Source organism: Streptomyces sp. RP5T (genome assembly GCF_003933965.1).
In the GTDB taxonomy this organism is placed as follows: Bacteria; Actinomycetota; Actinomycetes; order Streptomycetales; family Streptomycetaceae; genus Streptomyces.
The window spans coordinates 1-5,111 of record NZ_RSAJ01000582.1; the positions used below are offsets into that span (position 1 = coordinate 1).

A 5,111-nucleotide genomic window follows, 5' to 3' on the forward strand; every position below is an offset into this window, starting at 1 on the left:
GTGGGGACGAGGGTGGAGCTGCCGCTGGGGAAGGAGACGAGCCGGACCCGGCCGGCCCGCAGCCCGGCGATGGCGGCGACCTCCTCCTCCGCCGCCGTCAGGCCCGCCAGGATGGCTGAGGCGTGCCGTACCAGGGCCTGGCCCGCCTGGGTCAGCCGCATCTCGCGTCCGGTGCGGACGAGCAACGGCGTGCCCACGGACGCCTCCAGTGCCTTCATCTGCTGGCTGACGGCGGGCTGGGTGCAGCCCAGTTCGCGCCCGGCGGCGGAGAAGGAGCCGGTGGACGCGACGGCACGCAGGACTCGGAGATGTCGGGCCTCGATCACACGGCAAGGATAAGCCGCGCTTTGACACGGCACCGAATAATGCGTGGCACCTTTGGGTGGCCGTCCCCTAGCGTGCCGCCATGAAGCTTCTGTCGGTGAATCTGGGCCGCGAGAAGGCCGTCACGTACACGGACAACCCGGAGGGCGTCACCGGGATCGACAAGCGGCCGGTCGACGGGCCGGTGCGGGTGGCCGCGCCCGGTCCCAAGGGCATCGGCGGCAGCGGGCTCGCCGGGGACGCGGTGTGCAAGAGGCAGCACCACGGCGGCGACGACCAGGCCGTGTACGCGATGGCGCGCGAGGACCTCGACGCGTGGGAGGGCGAGCTGGGCCGCACGCCGGCCAACGGCGCGTTCGGCGAGAACCTCACCACCGAGGGCGTCGACGTCTCCGGCGCCCTGATCGGCGAGCGGTGGCGGATCGGGTCCGAGGTGGTGCTGGAGGTCACCAGCGCGCGGATCCCGTGCGGCACCTTCCAGGGCCACATGGACGAGCCGCGCTGGGTGAAGCGCTTCACGCAGAAGGGCGCGCCGGGCGCGTATCTGCGGGTGATACGGCCCGGCGAGATCCGCACCGGGGACCCGGTGGAGATCGTGCACCGGCCCGGCCACGACGTGACGGTCGCCTTGGTGTTCCGGGCGTCGACCACCGAACGGCCGCTCCTGCCACGGCTGTTGGCGGCGGGCGAGGCGCTCCATCCGGAGCTGCGGAAGTGGGCGCAGGAATACGTGGACCAGCACGGCGTCTGACGGGCCCCGGCCGGGCGGACGCTGTCGGTGCCGGTCATTAACCTTGCGCCATGACAACGGCATTGATTACGGGATCGACCGCGGGCATCGGTGCCGCGTTCGCACGACGGCTGGCGGCTGACGGGCACAACCTGGTGCTGGTGGCCCGCGACACCAAGCGGCTCCAGGAGCAGGCGACCGAGCTCCACGACCGGCACGGCATCGAGGCCGAGGTCCTCACCGCCGACCTCGGCACGGACGCCGGCATCGAGACGGTCGCCGCCCGCCTGTCCGACCGCAGGTCCCCCGTCGACCTCCTCGTCAACAACGCCGGCTTCGGTAACAAGGGCCGCTATCTCGACGTCTCCATGGACGACGAGCTGAAGATGCTCAAGGTGCACTGCGAGGCGGTACTGCGGCTGACGTCGGCGGCGACGGAGGCGATGCGGGAGCGCGGGCGCGGCGGTGTCGTGAACGTCGCCTCGGTGGCCGCGTTCCTGCCGCGCGGAACCTACGGCGCCTCGAAGGCGTGGGTCGTGCAGTTCACGCAGGGCGCGGCGCGGGACCTGGCGGGCAGCGGGGTCCGGCTGATGGCCCTGTGCCCGGGGTTCGTGCGGACCGAGTTCCACCAGCGGGCCGGGATGGGCACGGACAACATCCCGAACTGGATGTGGCTCGACGCGGACAAGCTGGTGGCGGCGGCACTGGGCGACCTCTCCCGCGGGAAGACGCTGTCGATCCCGGATCCCCGGTACAAGGCGATCATGGGGCTGGTGAAGGTGGCGCCCCGCGGGCTGCTGGGCGGGATCTCGGCGAAGACGGGGCGCAAGTACGGTCCGCAGTGACCTGTGCGGCCGGGCGTGCCGTCATGCGGCCGGCGGGCGGACAATGGAGCGGTAGGACCGGACCCAGGGGGGCCGGAGGCGATGTCGAGATGACCTTCGTACAGCTCATCGACTGCAGGACCAGCCGCTTCGACGAGATGGACCGGCTGATGGACACATGGGTCGAGCAGACCAAGGGGAAGCGGACCGCGACGCACGCGGTCGTCGGCAAGGACCGGTCGGACGGGTCGCACTTCGTCGAGATCGTGGAGTTCCCGTCGTACGAGGAGGCGATGCGCAACTCGGGGCTGCCGGAGACCGAGCGGATCTTCCGGGGGATGGTCGCGCTGTGTGACGAGATGCCGACCTTCACGGACCTGGACGTGGTGCGGGACGAGCAGCTCGATACGGACGTCGCACGGGAGTTCTTCGAGCAGGCGGGCCGGTCCGGGACGGCGGAGCTGTTCGAGCGGTTCACCGAGGACTACGTCGACCACGATCCCGCCAATCCCGGGGATCTGCGGCTCGCCGCGGCGCGCGAGGAGTACGAGGGGTGGCGGAAGTCCTTCGTGTTCACCTTCCGGGTGGACGACCAGATCGCCCAGGGCGACCGGGTGTGCACCCGCTGGACCTGGGCCGGGAAGCACACCGGCGACTTCCTGGGCATCCCCGCGACCGGGCAGAACGTCACCATGACCGGGACCACCTGGCACCGGTTCCGGGACGGCAGGATCTGCGAGGGATGGTGGCAGTACGACCGGGCGGGGCTGATGGAACAGCTGGGGGTGCTCGGCGACTGACCGGGTGGCTCGCACAAGCCCGCGAAGGCCCGCGAAGGCCCGCGAAGGGGAAAGCCCCCGTTCCCTCGGCGAGGGAACGGGGGCCTTTTCACGAGCGGTTCGCTCAGTGGGAGTGGCCGTGGCCGTGACCGGCGGCGGCCGGCTCCTCCTCTTCCTTCTTCTCGACGACCAGGGTCTCGGTCGTCAGGAGGAGGGAGGCGATGGAGGCGGCGTTCTCCAGGGCGGAGCGGGTGACCTTGACCGGGTCGATGACGCCGGCCTTCACCAGGTCGCCGTACTCGCCGGTGGCGGCGTTGAAGCCCTGGCCCTTGTCGAGCTCGGCGACCTTGGAGGTGATGACGTAGCCCTCCAGGCCGGCGTTCTCGGCGATCCAGCGCAGCGGCTCGACGACGGCCTTGCGGACCACGGCGACACCGGTGGCCTCGTCGCCGGTCTTGCCGAGGCCGCCCTCGAGCACCTTGGCGGCGTGGACCAGAGCGGAGCCACCACCGGAGACGATGCCCTCCTCGACCGCGGCGCGGGTCGCGGAGATGGCGTCCTCCAGACGGTGCTTCTTCTCCTTCAGCTCCACCTCGGTGGCGGCGCCGACCTTGATCACGCACACGCCGCCGGCCAGCTTCGCGAGGCGCTCCTGGAGCTTCTCGCGGTCCCAGTCGGAATCGGTGTTCTCGATCTCGGCCTTGATCTGGGCGACGCGGCCCGCGACGGCGGCGGAGTCGCCGGCGCCGTCGACGACCGTGGTGTCGTCCTTGGTGACCGTGACGCGGCGGGCGGTGCCCAGCACCTCCAGGCCGACCTGGTCGAGCTTGAGGCCGACCTCCTCGGAGATGACCTCGGCGCCGGTGAGGGTCGCCAGGTCCTGGAGCATCGCCTTGCGGCGGTCACCGAAGCCGGGGGCCTTGACCGCGACCGCGTTGAAGGTGCCGCGGATCTTGTTGACGACCAGGGTCGACAGGGCCTCGCCCTCGACGTCCTCGGCGATGATCAGCAGCGGCTTGGAGGCACCCGACTGGATGACCTTCTCCAGCAGCGGCAGCAGGTCCTGGATCGAGGAGATCTTGCCCTGGTTGATCAGGATGTACGGGTCGTCGAGGACGGCCTCCATACGCTCCTGGTCGGAGACCATGTACGGGGACAGGTAGCCCTTGTCGAAGGCCATGCCCTCGGTGAAGTCCAGCTCCAGACCGAAGGTGTTGGACTCCTCGACGGTGATGACACCGTCCTTGCCGACCTTGTCCATCGCCTCGGCGATGAGCTCGCCGACCTGCGAGTCCTGGGCGGACAGCGCGGCCACGGCGGCGATGTCGGACTTCTCGTCGATCGGGCGGGCCGTCGCGAGGAGGTCCTCGGAGATGGCGGCGACGGCGGCGTCGATGCCCTTCTTCAGGGCGGCCGGGGAGGCACCCGCGGCGACGTTCTTCAGGCCCTCGCGGACGAGCGCCTGGGCCAGCACGGTGGCGGTGGTCGTACCGTCACCCGCGATGTCGTTGGTCTTGGTCGCCACCTCCTTCACCAGCTGGGCGCCGAGGTTCTCGTACGGGTCCTCGATCTCGACCTCGCGGGCGATGGTGACGCCGTCGTTGGTGATGGTGGGAGCGCCGAACTTCTTGTCGATGACGACGTTGCGGCCCTTGGGGCCGATCGTCACCTTGACCGTGTCGGCAAGCTTGTTGACGCCGCGCTCGAGGGCGCGACGGGCGTCCTCGTCAAACTTCAGGATCTTCGCCATGGGAGCGGTTCAGCCCTCTCGGAAAAATTGGGTGAAACGAACTGCGCCCCAGACGCCCGGCTTCTTAAGGTGGCGGGGGCCCGGGGCGCAGCTCACAAGCAGAATGTGCTTGAGGTGTCTTACTTCTCGATGACCGCGAGCACGTCGCGGGACGAGAGGACGAGGTACTCCTCGCCGTTGTACTTCACCTCGGTGCCGCCGTACTTGCTGTACAGCACGATGTCGCCGACCTTGACGTCGAGCGGCAGGCGCTCGCCGTTCTCGAAGCGGCCCGGACCCACGGCGAGGATGACGCCCTCCTGGGGCTTCTCCTTCGCGGTGTCCGGGATGACCAGGCCAGAGGCGGTGGTCTGCTCGGCGTCGAGCGGCTGGACCACGATGCGGTCCTCAAGCGGCTTGATGGCAACCTTGGAGCTGGTGGTCGTCACGATCCGACCTCCCCCTTCGGAGATCTCACGGGGTTAACTGTCTGAGGTGGCGACCAGGTGGATCCGTCGTCGCGGGTGCCGGACCTGCCCGTCGCTGTGTTGGCACTCTCCAGGGGGGAGTGCCAGACCCGAGACTATGACCGCGATTAGCACTCGGTCAAGCGGAGTGCCAATCGCGTCTCCGGCGGCGGCCTCCGGAGCACCTCTACAGGTAGTCCTCCAGCCGCCCCACCGTCAGCCCTCGCCGCTGGATCTCCCGCAGCAGCCGCACCGTGC

At 69.7% G+C, this 5,111-nt stretch carries 6 protein-coding genes; 3 read left to right on the plus strand and 3 right to left on the minus strand.

Going from position 1 to position 5,111, the window contains the following annotated elements:
* Positions 1-326: LysR family transcriptional regulator (locus EHS43_RS36795; RefSeq protein WP_148104184.1), on the minus strand; the 326-nt coding region annotated here is incomplete at its 3' end.
* 80 nt (positions 327-406) lie between these two features.
* Between EHS43_RS36795 and EHS43_RS36800 the strand changes: the two genes are divergently transcribed.
* The 3 genes from EHS43_RS36800 (at position 407) to EHS43_RS36810 (ending at position 2,678) form a co-directional block, all read left to right on the plus strand.
* Positions 407-1,075, plus strand: a complete 669-nt coding sequence (locus EHS43_RS36800) for an MOSC domain-containing protein (RefSeq protein WP_125194950.1) — start codon at positions 407-409, stop codon at positions 1,073-1,075.
* Positions 1,076-1,125: 50 nt separating this feature from the next.
* The gene (locus tag EHS43_RS36805) at positions 1,126-1,899 is read left to right on the plus strand and encodes an SDR family oxidoreductase (RefSeq protein WP_125194952.1); all 774 of its coding nucleotides are present in this window, start codon (positions 1,126-1,128) and stop codon (positions 1,897-1,899) included.
* An 89-nt stretch (positions 1,900-1,988) separates the two neighbouring features.
* A complete protein-coding gene (locus EHS43_RS36810) occupies positions 1,989-2,678 on the plus strand; it encodes an ester cyclase (protein ID WP_125194954.1) in 690 nt (229 codons plus the stop codon).
* A gap of 103 nt (positions 2,679-2,781) precedes the next feature.
* Here the strand turns inward: EHS43_RS36810 and groL are convergent, their stop codons facing one another.
* The gene (gene groL, locus EHS43_RS36815; protein WP_125194956.1) at positions 2,782-4,407 is read right to left on the minus strand and encodes a chaperonin GroEL; all 1,626 of its coding nucleotides are present in this window, start codon (positions 4,405-4,407) and stop codon (positions 2,782-2,784) included.
* A gap of 119 nt (positions 4,408-4,526) precedes the next feature.
* Entirely contained in the window at positions 4,527-4,835 is a 309-nt protein-coding gene (gene groES, locus EHS43_RS36820) for a co-chaperone GroES (RefSeq protein ID WP_013001368.1), read from the minus strand.
* Positions 4,836-5,111 lie beyond the last annotated feature (276 nt).